The following is a 17,739-nucleotide window of genomic DNA, read 5'->3' on the forward strand; positions in this document are numbered from 1 at the left end:
TACAATTCATCAGGACATTTCCGACTTGAAGTTGGTGAAATTAAATTGTTTTGAGCAATAAAATAACCGGCAAATTCATTTTTATTTTTTTTAAGATAAACCGGAAAATTTGAATCGTCCAATTCCCTGAACCATTCCGCTGCCGAGCCAGGTCCTGTCGGGGAAAGGTATGGAAAGAAAAGTCCAGGTAATGAAATACTTTTTTAAAAGAGCCTGATTCTTTTTAATCGCAGTCCGTACAGCAAATATCCGGCACCTTGGTCAAACGGGAAGTACGCAATATGCGGTGATGCCCCAGTTCATCACTTACCGGACTGTTGTTAGGTACTGCAGTGCTGGCATTGGAAACATTCGAGCCATATCGCTGTTTGTAGCTTTGATTAAAGGATGCTCTTTGACCGGCACTCATAAAATTACTGGTAGATTGGGCCACAAGGGAATCCTCCAGTCCGGAAACATGGTCAAAAATATTTTTTATATGAGGCAAGACCTCTACCACTACCACGCTCAGGGATGCATCCCTGGGTAAACCATACAGTTGGAGAAATTGGCTGATTTCGCTATTGTTCCAGACGGTGGTACCAAATTTAGTGGAATGCAGGTTTTTTTGGCTTGCAGTCTTTAATTTCAGATAGTTGCCTGAGTAGGAAATTCCACCCAGCCCTTTTGAGATCTTTACAGCAACCTGGTTGAGCAGGTGTAATTCCTTTTCCGTATAGCTTGCATAAGGATTCTCCTGAGTGGAGCTACTCACCTGAATCCGCCAATCCAGGGGGCGGTCATCCAATAAAATATTTCGGTAATCCTGATTATCCACCCGTTTCACCTGCGCATACAGCAAGGCCCATAATCCGGTTCTGGGGGGATTTGCCGTTACATTTTTTCCCTTGTGAACTGCTACCGCATAGGGTGCAGTGACCCAGACTTTATCTTTATCCCTGTTGGGCATGCAGGATAAGGCAGGTGCCGGATGCTGGATTCCCTGCATTTTTAACCGCCGGCCAAAGCGGCCCTGGGCGGTGGTCCATACCTTCTCTCCGGCCGCACCTTCTGCAGCTGGAGGCCGCTCAAAATGCCCTAACCGAAATTCATAGGTAAAAAAACCAAACATTTCGTCACTATTGGCATGCAGTCCGGGAGGCAGGGGCAGGATATAATGTACATCGCTATCTTTGCTTTTCACCATGGGTTGCATGGCATTCAGTCCTGCCAAATCATTGGATGATGCAGGTGAAACAATGCGGAGGAGTTCCGGATCTATCGGCAGCGGGGGCTCTTCCGGAGCTAAAAACAAAGAAGGATGGTTATTGCTGATCAATTGATCCGGTGCCTGTGCCAGGACCCGGGCAAAATAACAATCCTGAGGATCTTTCACCGATTGTTCAAACTCGATCCACAAATAACGCTTTCTGGATTCACTGTTTTCATACTTTTCATCCCGCAAATAGGGGGATAAGGCATAGCCTGCCGAAACGATTTTTGGCACCTGGGACGGGGGGCTGGTAATGGGCAGCGTCATCTCAATGGTTTCCAGGGTATCGCTTGTGGCCCCATGCTCAGGCTTGAATCGGGCTTCAAGATGGTAGCTCAGGTCAATGGTATCCGGAAAGGCAGTATCATCATCCCGCTTGGGTTCTACGGCATCAAAAAACACCAATTGACTGCTATTCCTTTGCGGGCCATCCAATGATTCAAATGAGGCCGTACGGATCATTTTAAGGATTCCTACCCTTACGTCTGTTTCACCGGTACCGGCATCATGAGTGAATTTTTTGGATCTTCTCACCCAAAAAGCTTCGGTATCCAGTGCATCCCACATCCAATCCCGGTCCAGTTCATAGTTCAGGCAACAAATCCAGTGGTTATACAAATCTCCTTTTGATGCAAAGGTGATGGAAGATCCATCCGGAGCAAGGCTGTGCCGGATGCGGCTGCTGCAGCCAAAAACCACCCGCTTTCCCTTGGGTGCATACAGGGTTAAGCCGTTGCTTTCCAGGTTTAGCCGGTCAGCAAGCTGTTGAATATTGCTATTTTGATTTTCTATTGATTTGCCGAATAGCAGGGTATTCCAGGTTCCGTCAAATACCGTGGTAGCATCGGGGCGCATGTACAATCCCTGAAGGGCAGGAATACCGGCTGTTTGAACAAGTAGTTGCGTTTCGTCTTCGGATGGCTGGTACAGAAGCACAGAGAATGATGCTCCGAAGCGAACATCCAATGTGGGGTTTCCGACATCCAAGACCCCATAATACGCCTCGGTTTGGGAAGCTGTTTCTTTTTCCTCACAAACTGCCCTGATGGTCAACCTGGCTACCCTTGCGGTAGGTAAAACCAATTCACTTAAATCATCAATATCCTGATCCAGGCCCAGATCCTGGGCGAGGTTTAAGGTTTCTCCGGTATGCAGAACCTTATCTGTACCTTGAATATCCCTGTAAACAATGGGGATATTCAGGCTGGCTTCATACTGGTCTTCATCTCCCCCAATGTCGGGAAAATACCGATAGGTGGTGTAAAGGTGGACATAATCATCCTTCCCATTCAGGCTGTCCAACTTGTCCAGTTTTAAGGTGGCTATTTCTACGGTGATTTCCAGACGGTCCACATCTGGATCCGCTATGCCCAATCCGACCCGATGTTCTGCATCCCCTGCTTCGGGGCTAAGACCCAGGTTGGATTGTGCCGTAAGTCTTCCAATGGGATCCGAATATTTACCTGTATACACTACTGCAGGATAACCTAATTTAGGCCTGCGAATGGTAAGGGCTTCCAATTGATTGGGTCCATCCACACCGGTTACCGGATGTTCATCCCCTGGCATGGCTTCCGGATTGGCCTCAATTTCCAGGATTCGGGGTTGAATCGGAGCAATAAATCTCTTGAACCTGCAAAACCCGATGTCCGAAGGGGTCTCGTTAATGGGTTGCCGCTCAATGGCGGGGGTTCCACCACTGATATCCTGCATCCTCACCCTGAATTCGTAACTTCTGCCATACCGGAGCTGAGCACTAACAGGGCCCGGCTGATAGATTTGATTGAGTTGGTTTTGAGCAGCCCCGGTAACACCTGTACCGGTGGACACAGGATTGCCATCTTTATCATTTGCCGGCTGTCCATCCGGGTCGGCATCCAGGTTGGGATTAGTGGTCTGGTATACTGTGGCGGCATCTTCGTCTGGCAGTACCATGCTGTGGCCGGTCCAGTTTGCAAAATACATGGGCAACCAATAAGGCTGTGGCTGACCGGTGACTTGCTCTGTCCCGTCCAGTTGGGTAGGATATACCTGATAAGGTAAGTTACCGGTAAAATCTCCCAGTACAATGGCATCCTCCGGGTTTGCCGGATTTCGGCTCAGGCTGAACGTATTCCGGTTCTCAACCCAATTCAGGGACTCCCATTCTCCCGGTTCCTCCCCCTCTGCTGCCTGTTGCCGCACATCGATCACAAAGCCATTGATTCCCAAGGGTGCGTCCAGCCTCTGGACAGGACCAGCCACACTGGGATCAACCGCCAGCTGGCGGATATACCAATCAAGCAATTGTAAATCATCCCAACCCAGTTGAATCCCTGAATCCATTAATGGGTAAGATCCATCAGCTTCTTCGACCAGGGGATCACGGTGGGGTGCCTGGTGGCAATGCACTGTCTTGGCGAAACCGTCATCATAAATGGCCGTCTCGATAAACAATTCATCGTAATTTCCATCGTGAACGCTCAACACAGGGTACAGCAGTGGGGCAAAAACCTGCCGGGGCTCCCCGGGTCTTAAAATGGGAATCCGGGCTGCATAGCGTTTGATAAAAGTATCGTCCGCGGCAAACTGCGGGCTAAAGCTGCTTCCACTGCCCAGGTCCAGGTACAAAAATCCACCCTCTGGAAAAGTATCGGCTGCAATAGGTAATTCGAAGGAATAGATGAATCCCGCTGCCCTGGCTAGCAAGGGTTGACGTAAAATATGTGCAAATACCTTTCCCCAACTGATAGCGGGACCACTTTGCTGAAAGCCCTGGTAAAAATTAGCCGCCTTTACTGCACAATGGTAGGTGTCATCCGTAAAGGCATTTTTGCTTTTGATGGCTTTCAATCCGGTAGCTTTTAGAAAGGTCTTGGGCAGGTGTTTGTAAACCGTAACGTTCCGCGCACGGGGCGCCTCAAATTGCCTTGACTGCGGAATACTGCTCAAAGCTGCATTGCTGTTAAGCATATTTACATCCAGTATCTGCAGGTGGTTGGCCATGGCTTCAAAGATCTCCCTGGGGTTTGCGGGAGCGCTGGTGTTTACCGGGATGGCTTGATTTAAAGGCTGGGGTTGCGGTAGCGGGTTGGCTGCAAAGCCCTGTATCAGCTGGGCGCCAAACGAAAAGTTCGCATCCGCAAATGCTTCAGTTGCATCAGGAATGGCAGGTTCCTGCCCTACAATAATTGGATTCAATGGGTTATGGTCTCTGGGAATAACCACAACATTTACCTGCAATGCGTTTCCGTCAAAATATTGCGGAAATGTCATGATGGATAGTCTCTGGTTGGGATTCATGGTAAAAAGAAATTAAGCAATCCGGCGCTGTTCCTGCCAGGATTCGGTAAAACTGATATTGATGATAAAGGCAATGCTGATATCCAGTCCGAAGGTAACCTGGCATTGCAAATCGGTACGTGAGGCGCCGCCGCCAAGGGATTTTTTGGCATAGGTACCTTTGGCTTCGATGCGTATGGTAATGGACACCACCCCACCCAGAATCTCCGCATGTCCCTCAAAAAGCAGAAAGGCAGAAACCTGTACAATGCCCTCAGCTATAAATATCTCAGCCCCTACAACAAACAACACACTTACATTTCCAGCAACGGGCAGGCCTACCACAATTTGGGCCCCAAAGCCAAACTTCATCCGTAAGGAAGGTCCAAGCTTGGTGTCTGCAGCAATGTCAACATCTGCCTGCCCTATGGCATAAATGGTAGCCGCTGAAATGGACACGCACATGACTGACAACCGGCCATAAAAGCCAAGTACTCCACCGGCGGAGGGAAGCAGTTCATTGGCATCAGTGGTTACCTTGAGCGCAGCATTGAAGTAGGCACCGATCTTCAGGCCGGCTTCCAACTTAAATGGGGTGTTGGGATCATTGTATACGGCATCAGGTATGGGAAAACGGATAACAGGAATTTCCTTGGAAGCTTCAAATTTATATTCCCAACTTCCAGCTTTATTGCTCATGGCCAGTTGCAGGCCGTTTTGAACAGCAGCTCCATAGTCACCTTCCTGCAGGCTTTGCAGGATTTCCAATAAGTCTACCAACGGATCCAGTTCAGGTGCAAATTCAAGGTCCGGTTTTGGATAGGTAGCCTCTTTCCCATTTTCTGAGTCCCAATTGCCCCGAATGGTCATCAGACGCTTTATACCTGCCAGGTCAATGACCAGGCCGATGTTGTTCATCTTGCTTTTCCAGCTTTCCGCCACCGAATTGATATCAAAATCCAAAGACCCGGGCTCCTCCACATTCCCATTCTTGTCTTTTTTGGCATATTCAATATAAATCCTGAAATTTCCCTCGCCCACATCTATCAGTTCAAATTCGGTGGGCAGGTCAAACATTTCTTCCGGATTGTGAAGCAACTGTAAGCCTTGTTCCTTGATGCCATTCAGCGTATCCTGTACATCCATCAGTTCAAATACATCCTGACCCAGATCCTGTAATGTATTCAAATCAAAAGGAAAGGATCCGTTTTTCTTCATCAGGATGGCTTCACCCAGGGTTTCAGCTGAGAAATCATCCCCTGCACCGATATTGGGGAATATGCCTTTGGTGTTGACAATTCGGAAGGCATCCACAAACAATGGAGGGGTCTTGCTGAGGAGTTTATTCAGTCCCTGCTGAAAAGAAGGGGTGAGCAACAAGGCTTTCTGGGTGTCGGTACTTTGCAAAAACCCATAATTGATGGTACCATTTACCGGCTGTCGCAACAGTTCCAATGGCTCTGCCAATCGCGTAAGTACCGTAGCAGCCGGAAGATTTATTTTTACACCTTCTCCATCTTTGATAACCTTTCCCGGGCGAATTACCGGGATACCAAAATTGGGAGGCACAGGACTGATTTCTCCATTGGCCCGCTCATGTTTGACCATGGACCAGCTACCATCTTTGGGCAGCAACACGTTTCCCCTCCCTGCTACACAAAAAACCGGGTCAGATCCATTTTCATCAAAGGAATTGTTAAAATCAAAATGGCTGAAACGCATTTTCTGATGGCTGCCTACCAGGTCTACTTCACAGTCGATGGCACCACCAATCGTCCCCTGCCGCTGCACCAACAGGCGCAGAGCGGTATCGTTTAACGGAAAACCTTTGGGACCCAGCTGGACAAAGCCCAGAATTCTACTGGAGGGAACCAATGCTTTTTCTCCTTCTGACGTGGGTTTGGTTTGCATTCCTGAAATTACGCCTTCAATATCCACATCGGCATCAAAATACACCGGTTGAAGACTGACGTCGAAATTTTTGGGTGTTTTAACTTCCATGCCCTCCTGGTCTACCGATTCTTCGAAAAGTACGTTTTCGTTAAAGGGTGCCACCTCCTGGGTTTCAACAATGTTCGACACGTTGAATAAACCCTTTATCAAGCCGGGATGGATATCAAGTTCGGCCATTTTTTCAATAGCAATAAGCTGGGGTTCCGGATTTTCAGGAGGACCTCCCGGAAAGGCGGGGTTGGGTTTGTAGTAAAAATACCTGAAATCAAATTTACCATCGCTTTCTGCCCGCCAGCCACTGTCGAAACGATAGACATACCCCGAACTAACCCTGAACAGTGTGATGGTTCGCACTACTTTTATGGCCCAGGGATACAGTATGCTTTTTACCTGGATGATTTCATGGGAACAGCGGCCCATCATGACGTCAAATTTGGCCTGGCTGGTTTCTGCCACTGCGGCTTTGGTATTCAGCCAATTGCTAAACATATTGGCACCATAACCACTCAGGTCCATACGGGTAACCGGCACCCCTCGCTGCTTATACAACTCAAAGGGATAGTTGCTGTCGTAAAAAAATTCCCGATTAAAAATTTCCGTTACACTTCCCCCAAGGGTGCTGTTTCCGGTAGCATTACCCAGAAAATCCAATACATTGTTAATTTGTACGGTACTACCCATAAACATCTTGCTATCTCCCTCCCTCAGAGGGATACCCGCATCCATGCGCAATTGGAGACTAGACTGCACTTCACCGTCAAAATTGATTTTGGTTTCCTTTAGATTCCCTCCCGTTCTGTCCACATTATCAAACCGATAATTTTCTGTAAGCAAAGCTGCTGCTTTCATCCCAAAGGGCAGGGTGAAAAACGAAAAAGCCTTGAAATCCGACTCGGAATTACGCTTTTCCAAGAGAAAATCGGTTAAAGGAAGCGGTGCCAGGGTTACCTTTTCCCCGCTATTGTTGGCGATCCGTGTCGGCCCTCCATCATCCGGATAATAAATGAAGCCACCATCAGGATCTCCAGGTGTGGAGCCATCAGGAGGGGTTAAATTGATGACAGGTTCCCAGGAAATTTGAGGAACGGTAAAGGCACGTACGTTTTCTCCGGCACTGACCACGTCCAGGCCCTGCACCTGAAGCGAAAAGAAGCTATAGGAAACTTCACCTGTGGTTGGATCCCTCTCCGTGTCCACACGGAATTCCCGCCGGTTTAAAAGGTCAAAGCTGATCCCAAACAGATCTGCATTCGTGCTGACATCTAAAAGGGCAAAGACATCTCTTCTGTATCGGGAAGTGTCCTTATCCCATTGGCTCCCGTAATCTGGCAACGGTTTCGGTGCAGAACTGTCGGCCCGTGCAGCAACTCCTGTAAAATTAGCTGATTTTAATGTATCCGACTGGTTCAGGTTTTGGGAAAAACGCATGGCGGAAAGCTTGCTTCCGGGATTATCCAAATCAGAATTTGCAGAAACTGAAAAGGGAGGGTTTTCAGAAATGGCAGAAAGATTTCCAGGTCCGGAAATTTCCGGGACCGGATCCGGATTTTCCGCCGGCTGGTCAAAGGAAATGCCAGCAAAAAGCTGCTCCAAAGGTGAAAAATGAAAAGAAACCGATACCTGATCCCCGGATTCACCGGCAGACCAGGCCGTTCTTCCTATAAGCCAGCCTTGCAAATTGGTTCCAGCTGCTCCTGTCTGGCCTGTACTTTCCCTGAACTGTCTCCTGATCAATCCCAGATTGGCTGCATAGGGATCAGGTAAGGTGGGGATATAAGCCAACAGGCCAAAGGAAAGGAATAAAAATCCTTCATCTACCTTGGAAAAACTTTCATTCAACTCACCAAATAAAAGGCATCCATTAGGCTGGGTGACTTTGAAGAGGGCATTGCTCATCGCCAGCGCCATTTGTTCCGGAAGGTATGGATCCTGGTTCTTTATTTCTCCGGTATCAGCAATGAGGTTGTCGTCAAACAAGTAAACCAATCGGTTGGCGGGGGTAGCAGATAACATGAGCAGGGAATGCCTGGATTGCAGCGCCGGTGGCGTACCATCTACCTTGACCGGACGGTCTACCTGAAAGTCTGCATCACAAAATCGCATCAGCAGTTCATTGCCATTGGCATGCGTCAGGTAAATCAAAGGGCCTGCCTGAGGAAATGTCAGGCGCACCCGGGAAGGTATCAATTGATCTGCTTCCTTCCACAACTCAAGCTCCTGGCTGGCATGTGGATTGGAGACGCTGAAATCCACCAAGAGCAGCTGCCCCGGGCTGGCCAATACATGCGTTTGGGAAAGCTTGAAACCGCTTCCTTGCAGGCCTACCCATGAATTGCTCAGACCAGGACCGGTACGCACATATAGCTGGCCTGTCCCTTCCGGTAGCGTTGGCTGTTGGAGGTCCAGGAGGGTAACCGGCAGCAACCAGCCGCTATTTTCTATGGGAGCCTTATGGCTTAAGAAGTTGAAATCTGACTCATTTTGCTGTACTTCCAATTCCGAAGCGGAAGCCTTGAAGGGAATCAAGATTCTTTGGAGCAAAGGATGATAGCTCAGGGATAGATTTTTTTGCCAGCTGAAATTCACCTTCTGACCCATTAATTGCCAACTTCCTTTTCCTATTCTGGAAATGGATGCCGTATTTCCAACGATACTAAAATCCAGACCTGCGGGAAGATTCAGTACCATATTGGCAGCGGCCTTCCCATAGGGGCTCTTTTGGTTTATTGCCTTAACTTCTTGTTGATCCAGGTTTAAGGAAACATCGATACCCGCATTTGCAGGCAATGTTAACTTCTTATTGATGGTTTTGGCCGCCTGGCTCATTTTTATGATTCCCGACTTGATGGTCAATCCGGTAAATGTTCCTTCCGGGGCATTCGGGGAAAATAGCCTGGCATTGATCCAGATGCCACCCTTACCCAGGTTGTATTGATGCTGCTGCCGGATCGGTGCCCTTCCTTTGGCAGGCACTTTTTCTACCATCTTTTTTCCCTGAAAGAGTAAGATGGGTGACGTTATACCCTGCTTGTAAAGGGCCGTAAAGGTACCAATGGGTAAAAAATCAAACCAAAACTGCCTGCCATCTTTATTTTTAAAGGGGCCTATGGTTTCATCCACCTTAGCACCTGCCGACCAGTCGGATACGGAATGGGGTATCAAAGGGTCTTTAAGGGGTACCTCTCGGCGAAAAACTTTAAATTGTGTATCCGGATCCTTCTTTTTTCTGGCCTTTTCAATGTTTCGGATGGCCTTCATTTGGGATTTACTGATGGAATCTGCCTGAAAAAGATCCGATTTTTCAATGGAAAAGGGATTCGCACGGATAGTTGATTCGCTTGCTTCCAGGTCAGTTCTGGACAAAAGGGAAGTTAATTGAAGAGAGGCATTCTTTTCTGCGGTAGTTTTCAGATTCAAATGACCGATCAATCCGGTTAATTTGGGATTTGGCTTTTTCATGGAAAAGGTTTGCTGGCTTGAAAAATAAAATTCTGTAATGGACTGATTACAAAACAGTTCAACAGGAAAAATAAAATTACCTGAATCCTGACAAAGCCACAATCCCCATTTATGGGGATTTTTAAATGAATTCCGATTTGGAAGCTTCCTTGATGAGTTGGGCCGTGTTTTTAACAGCAAATTTTTCAATCAGATGCTTGCGGTGAGTGATGGCCGTATGAATACTGATAAAAAGCCTTTCGGCAATTTGTTTGGAGGAATAGCCCTCCCCAATCAAATTCAGCACCTGCCTTTCTCTGTTTGATATTTCACAGGATCTTTGCTGAACGGAATACCGGAGACGGGAAAAAATATTTTCAATCTTTTCTTTATTTGAAAAATCATATAAATAACTAATCAACAGTTCATTACATGAATTGATTAAAAGTGAAATCTGGTGTTGGACCAGGTACCATTTTCGGTAGGTATCCTGTATGTGATAGGAAAAGGTGGGAATGGAACTGCGCTCATTAAAAAATTCAGGGTTTTGTATGATAGATTCAAACAGGGAACGGATTCCTGGCAATTCTTCCGGTTTGATTTTTTGAAACCAGAAATCCCAACCCCCACGCACCATTTCCTGTTTGCTGTATCCCAAAATGGTATTAAACGAGTCATTGAGGTACAAAAACTCCTTCTTCCCTTTATCGAACACACTGACCATCAGATTTTTTTCACCTTCACAGCAACTTAAAAGTGCCTGGATTTGCCCCGATGACAATTGGGGCAAAGTAGTTGGACCTATCTCATTTCCTGATATCATCCGTTCAGTGTAAAAAACTAAGGAATTTTAATTCAAGTAATTATACCTAAAGATAAACAATATATCGGAAAAACAGGTACTTGACGGGCAACGTACTCAAAAAGTTTTTTTATACTGCCGTTACCAACACTTATCTCCTACTTTCATATTTTAACAGAATATTGGCTTGCAAATTTTTGATTAATACGTACATTTAAAAGACAAATTTAAATCAAGTCTATATGTGGGAAGATGATAATACAGTTTTTCGGGTAGTATTCAACCAGGAAGAACAATACAGCATCTGGCCTGCCAACCGGGAAATTCCTCTCGGGTGGCAGGCCGAAGGAAAAGAAGGGAGTAAACAGGAATGCCTGGATCACATAGAAGAAATATGGACCGATATGCGGCCACTTTCTTTAAGAAAAAAAATGGAAGCCTTACAGAAAAATCAGCAGAAAGAGCCATGATTTAAGTCTTCCTGCCCTATCATTATTCACCCAAAATAACAAAACCATGAGATTACCTTCGACAGGCTCAGGGAGTTTTTGGCTGTCGGTCATTTTACTATTCCTGCTCCAATCTTTCACCTGCCTTTCCAGTGAGCTGGACACCATCCGGAGCCGGGTAGTAGCCGAATTGCTGAAATCAGAAATTTCAGAACAACAGGTGAAAAATATCCTGAATCGGATGAACCCAGATGGCTCCTTCCCTGAAATCGATTACCAGGATCTGAGTAGAACAGCAGGGTTTCCTCACAGAAAACATACCGGAGACCTGGTTTACCTGGCAAAAGCTTATTCCAAAGCCTCCTCTGCTTTTTATCAGGATCAGGCCTTAAAAGAAAAGATCACCCTATCGCTAAAATACTGGGTAAACCATGATTTTGTGGGAGATAACTGGCACAACAACCAAATCACCACCCCCACCAACCTGGTCAACCTGATGCTTCTGATGGGGGATGAATTACCGGAGGATTTGGTGGATAAAGCCCAACCCATCATTGGCAGGGCTCATATGGAGGCCTCTGGCGCACGTCCCAGCGGAGACCGGATCGTAATAGCCGGTATTTTGGCTAAAAATCTGCTTTTTACAAGAAATAAAGAAGCCTTTGACGAGGTCATTTCCATCATTGCCAACGAAATCAAATTTTCTACGGGAGAGCGGGGCATACAGCACGACTATAGCTTTCACCACCGGGTGGATCGGGTAAATAATACCACCTCCTACGGCTATGGAAAATACGCCAATGCCTTTGGTGAATGGGCAGACTATGTAGCAGGAACTTCCTACGCCTTTGACACCGACCGGATCAACCAGCTGGTGGATTATTACCTGGACGGGGTCTACAAGCAACTGGTCTACGGTATATACGAAGACATTAGCGTAAAAAACCGGGCCATCTCCAATCAAACTACTTTCCAGCCGAAGGGAACTGAAGAAATTGAAAGGTTATTGCGCAGCACCGATCACCGGAAGGAGGAGTTGGAAGAAATCATACAGCTTCGAAAAGGGGAGCGCTCTCCTACCCGCTCTTTTGCTAAATTTTTCTGGCAAACAGAACATTTTGTGCTACAGCGACCGGATTTTTATACGACCGTGCGGATGTTTTCCACCCGCAACCGAAACATGGAAATGCCCTATAATGGTCCAGGCATTACCACCCACCACCGGGCAGATGGCACGAATTACCTGATGCTGAAAGGCAATGAATACCATGATATCTGGCCGGTTTACGACTGGCAAAAGATCTCCGGAACCACCATATTGCAAAAACCTGAATTACACGGACCCGATGACATACAGATGGATGGCTTGACGGACTTCGTAGGGGCAGCAGAGGACGGATATTTTGGGACCGTAGGCTTTGATTTTATCAGTCCACATGATGATACCAAGGCAAAAAAGGCATGGTTTTTCTTTGACCGGGTTTATGTTTGTCTGGGAGCCGGAATTGCTTCGGATAAGCCCCATCCCGTAGCTACCACTGTGGATCAGGTGTTACTCCGGGGCCCGATTCGGGTACAGCAACGGGACAGCGATCCCCGGGTCTTGCCTGAGGGGGAACACGAACTGGAGGATTTGGAATGGCTGTACCATGATGGAGTCGGATATTGGTTTCCCAACAGACCCAATCTGACGGTTAAAAACCAGGTAGAGAGCGGAAGCTGGGCAGACATCACCGATCAGAAAAATGTTTCCACCAAAGAGATTCGGAAAAAAGTTCTGACGGCTTATTTCGATCACGGTATTCGGCCTCAGGACGCCGGGTATGCTTATCTGGTCGCTCCAAGAATCAATCTGGAAGAACTGGCTTCCCTTCCTCAGTCCGGGTTAACCATCCTGGCAAATAATCAGCGGTTACAGGCGGTGCACCACCCTGGCCTGGAGCAAACGCAAGCCGTATTTTACGAAGCCGGTACCCTTTACCTGACCGATGGAGCCGAAGTGGCCGTAAAGCAGCCGGGAATTGTACTGATTAAAAACGATGGCAATTCCATTCAATCCCTGACCGTAGCAGATCCTGGTCGGAGCAACAGCGAATTCAAAATAAGCGTGCCCGGCAAATACAAACCAAGATCCAAGGCAGTAAAGGCAACATGGAATAGAAGCACCAATACCAGCCTAATCACCATGCAAATGCCTGATGGTGTTTATGCAGGCCAATCCCTTACGGTGGAATTGAGACCTGGCAAATGAGGTACCCTTCCAACCGAGCGTCGAATTTATTCCGATGAAAGCGGAAGTAGATTATTCCCGGATTGATGCATGTTGGCATTGGAGAATCTCCGAATTTAAGTTAGCTTAACCCCTTAAAAATAACCGTTTAAAGAAAGTTTTATCATTAATTCCCCTCATTTTGAAACCAAATTCTCTTTTCTTTCTTCTCTGCATTTTACTGGGTATACCGGGGACGATACCTTCCCTTAAAGCCCAACAGCCGCCCAATATTATCCTGATTTTTGCCGATGACCTGGGCTATGAGGTCTTGCCTGCCTATGGCAATACTGAACATCAAACGCCCTCCCTGGACCGCATGGCTGCCGGAGGAATGGTATTTGAAAATGCCCATGCCATGCCCTTGTGTACCCCCTCGCGGGTAAAACTCATGACAGGGAAATACAATTTCCGCAATTACATCGGTTTCGGCCTGCTGGACCCCAATGAAAAAACCATGGCCCATTGGCTGAAGGAACAGGGCTATGCCACCTGCGTGGCGGGCAAATGGCAACTGTATGGCAATGCCCGGCAGCGGGAATTGGCCGGGGGAAAGATCGGCAGCCTGCCGGAGGAAGCCGGCTTCGATTCCTATCGGCTGTGGCAGGTGAGCGATCTGGGTTCCCGGTACAAAGACCCCTTGTTGGAAACCAAAGGCAGTGGACTGGAAAAGTTCGACGGGCAGTACGGGCCGGACCTTTTTACCGATTACCTGGAGGATTTTGTGGAGCGGCAGGCAGGTGATCCCTTTTTCGCTTATTTCCCCATGGCGCTGACCCACGATCCCTTCGAGCCGTACCCCGGTTCCCCCGATTTTGCATCCTACGATCCTCAAAAGCGGGTCAACGATCCTCAGTATTTCCCTGGGATGGTGACCTATATGGACAAGTTGGTGGGACGGATTATCGACAAGGTGGCGGAACTGGGCATTGCCGAAAACACGCTGATCCTGTTTGTGGGTGACAACGGCACTGACCGGGATGTGGTCACAAGTTTTAAGGGACAGGAGTTGCGCGGCAACAAGGGCTATACCAACGATTTGGGAACGCATGTGCCCATGTTGGCCTATTGGCCAGGCACGGTCGCTTCGGGCAGCAGAAATGAAAACCTGATCGACCTGACGGATTTTTTACCCACTTTGCTGGAAGTATCCGGCAAGAAACCCAATGCCTTGCCTGGACCGCAGGATGGGATCAGTTTTTATCCCCAATTGACGGATTCCGGGTACACCGGTCCAGTTCGGGACTGGGTCTTCTGCCATTACGACCCCAATTGGGGCAATTTTAAGGCCCGAACCTTTGTCTACGATACCGACTGGAAGTACTATGCCGATGGAGAAATCTACGATCTCCGCAACGATTTGCTGGAAACCCGGCCGCTCGATTTTGCAGCGTTGGATGCTACCGGTAAAAAAGCGATTCGCACATTCCGTAAGGTGCTGAAGCAGATGCGGTAGTAGACGGTTGCGAAAGATAATGAACCCTATAAGTGATTTAGAAAAAGGAACCCTATACGGGCATAGAAGTGCATACAAACAAGAATTTAATGGGGCATGATTATTTTTTGGAGCCCGACATCACGAAGAAATAGGAACCATCAATTCAACCGATATAAAACCCTTAAATTTCCTTTTATGGCTTATAGGGTTTGAAAAAACTCGAATCCTATTGGACATAGAAGTGCATGTAAGAGGGGTTTGGAAACGCATTCGCTTTTTTTGAATTGGAAATATTTTCTCCCCTACCTTCCCCCTTTTCCGATTCCCTACACCAACCAGTCTCTATTTCAAGTTTTAATCCTAAAAATACCAAAGGTTTGGTATTGTATGGCTTTGGTAAGGGGTTTACCTTGTTTTTCAAAATATTGGTTTGGTGCAGTCTATTTGGCGACTGAAAAAACTGAATTAGGTCATTTCAAGTGGAGGTACCGAAGAACTATTGTTAAAAGGATGCTTGACATCAATTTTAGCTATTCATCCGTGCTTGTTGCGCTAAATTATCCGAGGACCAATATTTTATAATTTATTGAATTTCATTGAGCGGAAAAGAAAAATACTGGTCCTAAACCAAAGATATTTTCTTTGGTAGCTTATTTTATCGATAATTGTTATGAGAATATATACGTATACCCGGAGCCTGGCTATAAGTTGTAGCTTGTTGTTTTTTTCATTTTCAACTTTTGCTCAATTCGCTTTCCAATGGGACAAAACCATTGGCGGTAGCGGTGATGACAATCTTACCAGTTCCATTTCTACAAATGATGGGGGGTATTTGCTGGCAGGTTATTCGAATTCTCCTGCTTCAGGAGATAAAAGCGAGGACGGAAATTTTTCCATGGACTATTGGGTAGTAAAAATAGATGGCAATGGCAACAAAGTCTGGGACAGGACCTTTGGAGCTGGTAGCGCAACCTTTCTTAGAAGTGTTTCTGCTACAAATGATGGGGGATATTTGCTAGCTGGTCACACCGTATCCAATGCTTTGAGGGATAAAAGCGAGGACAGTAAGGGTGGAGACGATTATTGGATAATCAAAATAGACGGTGATGGAAATAAGGTATGGGACAAAACTATCGGGGGAATTGGAACTGACTTTCTTAGAAGTATCACTACCGTTGATGATGGCGGCTTTTTACTGGCAGGTTATTCTAACTCCGGGGCTTCAGGTGACAAAAGTGAAAACAGTCGTGGTAGCTACGACTACTGGGTAGTAAAAATTGATGAAACCGGAAACAAAATCTGGGACAAAACCTTCGGAGGAAATCGGCTTGATGACCTTCAAGCGGTCACAATTACTCCGGATGGGGGATTTCTGTTGGGAGGTACTTCTATTACCACTGCCTCCGGAGATCAAAGCGAGGACGGTTACGGTGGCAATGATTATTGGATAATAAAAATTGACGGTAATGGAGACAAAATTTGGGACAGGACCTATGGGGGAAATAGGAATGAAAAATTTTATAGTATAAATGTCGCTCTAGAAGGGGGCTATATATTGGCAGGTTATTCTGAATCCAATACATCAGGAAATAAAAGTCAGGACAGTAAAGGAAATTCTGACTATTGGGTGATTAAAATTGATGAATTGGGAAATAAAATTTGGGACAAAGCATATGGCGGAGCAAGTAGTGATTTGCTTTTCAGTAGCACCAACACCCTTGATGGAGGCTATTTATTGGGAGGTTATTCACCGTCTCGGGCATCGGGTGATAAAAGTGAGACAGGAATAGGTGGTAGGGACTACTGGATCGTCAGAATAGATGGAAATGGTAACAAAATTTGGGATAAAATTTTCGGAGGAAGCGGAAACGACTATCTTTATAGTACTTTATCCACAACTAACGGTGCCTATCTACTTGCAGGTAATTCCGACTCAGATGCTTCAGGCGACAAAAGCGAAGACAGCAAAGGCGGCTTAGATTATTGGGTCGTTAAACTTCAGGACGTAAATGCTGATAATGAAACACCAGTTATTCAGGAGGTAGCACCTATTTCCGCAAGTACCGAGGTTGGTGTCTGTGATGCATCTGTAGCTTTTTCTGCAATTGTTACCGATAATTCCGATGCCACGATCACTCCAATATTTACCGTCATGATAGATGGGATCAGTACGGAAATCAGTTCGCCCTATACCTTTCCAGCAGGAGAAACCACGGTGACTGTAAATGCGATGGATGCTGCCGGTAATGAAGCAACCGAACAGACCTTTACGGTTACCGTTGAAGATAACGAAGCTCCGCTTATTGAGGAGATAGTGCCCATTACAGTGACTGCAGATCCTGGAACCTGTACTGCTTCGGTCGATTTTTCAGCAATCACCTCCGACAACTGCGATACCTCTGTATCTCCTGTATTTAGTATCCTGGTAGATGGAGTCAGTACGGAAATCAGTTCGCCCTATACTTTTCCGGCAGGAGAAACCACGTTGGCTGTAAATGCCATGGATGCTGCCGGTAATGAAGCTACAGAGCAGACCTTTACGGTCACGGTTGAAGATAACGAAGCTCCGGTTATTGACGCGGTAGTGCCCATTACTGCGCCTGCCGATGCTGGAACCTGTGCTGCTTCGGTGGAATTTTCCGCAACAATATCCGACAACTGCGATACCTCTGTATCTCCTGTATTCAGCATCCTGGTAGATGGGGTCAGTACGGAAATCAGTTCCCCATATACCTTTCCGGCAGGAGAAACTACGGTTTTTGTAAATGCGATGGACGCTGCCGGTAATGAAGCAACCGAACAGACCTTTACGGTTACCGTTGAAGATAACGAATCTCCGGTTATTGAGGCGATAGCACCCATTACTGCAAATGCCGA

General features: G+C 46.8%; 7 protein-coding genes. 4 read left to right on the top strand and 3 right to left on the bottom strand.

The window, feature by feature from the left end; genetic code table 11:
* Positions 1–223: 223 nt before the first annotated feature.
* From GL182_RS10395 to GL182_RS10405, 3 genes are all read right to left on the bottom strand, one after another.
* Positions 224–4,534 (bottom strand): hypothetical protein, encoded by a 4,311-nt coding sequence (locus tag GL182_RS10395; RefSeq protein WP_163379582.1) that lies wholly within the window; start codon positions 4,532–4,534, stop codon positions 224–226.
* 12 nt (positions 4,535–4,546) lie between these two features.
* Positions 4,547–9,925: a hypothetical protein gene (locus GL182_RS10400; RefSeq protein WP_163379583.1), complete on the bottom strand. Its 5,379-nt coding sequence runs from the start codon at positions 9,923–9,925 to the stop codon at positions 4,547–4,549.
* Positions 9,926–10,046: 121 nt separating this feature from the next.
* On the bottom strand, positions 10,047–10,727 hold the full coding sequence (locus GL182_RS10405) for a LuxR C-terminal-related transcriptional regulator (protein WP_163379584.1): 681 nt from the start codon (positions 10,725–10,727) through the stop codon (positions 10,047–10,049).
* 221 nt (positions 10,728–10,948) lie between these two features.
* Here GL182_RS10405 and GL182_RS10410 point away from each other — a divergent pair, with 221 nt between their 5' ends.
* From GL182_RS10410 to GL182_RS10425, 4 genes are all read left to right on the top strand, one after another.
* Positions 10,949–11,176 (top strand): MbtH family protein, encoded by a 228-nt coding sequence (locus GL182_RS10410; RefSeq protein ID WP_163379585.1) that lies wholly within the window; start codon positions 10,949–10,951, stop codon positions 11,174–11,176.
* A 46-nt stretch (positions 11,177–11,222) separates the two neighbouring features.
* Complete coding sequence (locus GL182_RS10415) at positions 11,223–13,406, top strand: polysaccharide lyase family 8 super-sandwich domain-containing protein (protein WP_163379586.1); 2,184 nt, start codon at positions 11,223–11,225, stop codon at positions 13,404–13,406.
* Positions 13,407–13,566: 160 nt separating this feature from the next.
* The gene (locus GL182_RS10420) at positions 13,567–14,880 is read left to right on the top strand and encodes a sulfatase-like hydrolase/transferase (protein ID WP_163379587.1); all 1,314 of its coding nucleotides are present in this window, start codon (positions 13,567–13,569) and stop codon (positions 14,878–14,880) included.
* Positions 14,881–15,532: 652 nt separating this feature from the next.
* Positions 15,533–17,739 (top strand): HYR domain-containing protein (locus GL182_RS10425; protein ID WP_163379588.1); only part of this gene is annotated, 2,207 nt, incomplete at its 3' end.

The organism is Cyclobacterium sp. SYSU L10401 (assembly GCF_010993705.1).
Classification (GTDB): domain Bacteria; phylum Bacteroidota; class Bacteroidia; order Cytophagales; family Cyclobacteriaceae; genus Cyclobacterium.

Coding starts and splice junctions, on each gene's coding strand:
- GL182_RS10395 (WP_163379582.1), bottom strand. CDS start 4,534: ATGAATCCCAACCAGAGACTATCCATCATGACATTTCCGCAATATTTT.
- GL182_RS10400 (WP_163379583.1), bottom strand. CDS start 9,925: ATGAAAAAGCCAAATCCCAAATTAACCGGATTGATCGGTCATTTGAAT.
- GL182_RS10405 (WP_163379584.1), bottom strand. CDS start 10,727: ATGATATCAGGAAATGAGATAGGTCCAACTACTTTGCCCCAATTGTCA.
- GL182_RS10410 (WP_163379585.1), top strand. CDS start 10,949: ATGTGGGAAGATGATAATACAGTTTTTCGGGTAGTATTCAACCAGGAA.
- GL182_RS10415 (WP_163379586.1), top strand. CDS start 11,223: ATGAGATTACCTTCGACAGGCTCAGGGAGTTTTTGGCTGTCGGTCATT.